The 386-nt window shown below is 66.1% G+C and carries 1 pseudogene; it reads right to left on the reverse strand.

The annotated features are described in order from the left end of the window. A pseudogene (locus tag EN824_RS35680) lies at positions 1-386 on the reverse strand (hypothetical protein); the annotation flags it as partial.

The raw sequence follows: 386 nt of genomic DNA on the forward strand, positions 1-386 counted from the left end.
GTCGCCATATCGGCCGTGGCTGCCGCCGAGCTTGCGAGTGTGTCCACAGCGCTGCTTGCCATGTCCGACACTGTACCGGCTGCTTCGCTTGCCATTCCCGAGACAGTTGCGGTGGCTCCGCTGGCCGCTTCGCCAACAGAGTCGGCCGCATCCGAGACCCTGGAACCCATTCCCGCACCGAATGCTCCGTGATCGAGCCCGGGACCGCGCCGCGTCACGCCATCGGCACCAGCCGACGCGGTCGAAGCGCCGCTGCCCAACATCAGCCAGGCCAGGCCCGCGCCGATCACGGTCAGGGGCAACGGATTGTCCCGAACCTGGACCTTCAGGTTGTGGAGCATGTCGGAGCCTGTGCCATTCCTGAAAAGCCCCGTGAACTCGTCGAA

Origin of the sequence: Mesorhizobium sp. M8A.F.Ca.ET.181.01.1.1 (genome assembly GCF_004792025.1) — a bacterium.
Classification (GTDB): Bacteria; Pseudomonadota; Alphaproteobacteria; order Rhizobiales; family Rhizobiaceae; genus Mesorhizobium.